Genomic DNA, 278 nt, shown 5'->3' with positions numbered 1-278 from the left:
CGGCCATCTGGTCCTGACCAATCTTGCCGCACAAGCGGCCCGACAGTCCGATCGCAAGGGAGCGACAGATGACCGTCAGCCCTGAAATCCAGCAGATTGGCGAGATCGAGTTCCAGATCATGTGGAACCGCCTTATCGCCGTTGTCGAGGAACAGGCCCAGGCCTTACGCCGCACGGCATTCAGCCCGATCGTCCGCGAATCGGGCGACCTTTCTGCCGGCTACTTCCACCCCGACGGCCGCATGATCGCGCAGGCGGTGACAGGCACGCCCGGACAT

General features: G+C 63.3%; 1 protein-coding gene. It reads left to right on the top strand.

Translation table 11 applies throughout. From position 1 onward, the window contains the following. Positions 1–68: 68 nt before the first annotated feature. A partial coding sequence (locus EN861_RS35175) for a hydantoinase B/oxoprolinase family protein (RefSeq protein WP_135928270.1) occupies positions 69–278 on the top strand: 210 nt, incomplete at its 3' end.

Origin of the sequence: Mesorhizobium sp. M8A.F.Ca.ET.218.01.1.1, assembly GCF_004791165.1 — a bacterium.
In the GTDB taxonomy this organism is placed as follows: Bacteria; Pseudomonadota; Alphaproteobacteria; order Rhizobiales; family Rhizobiaceae; genus Mesorhizobium.
This window is presented reverse-complemented; position numbering and strand designations above follow the sequence as displayed.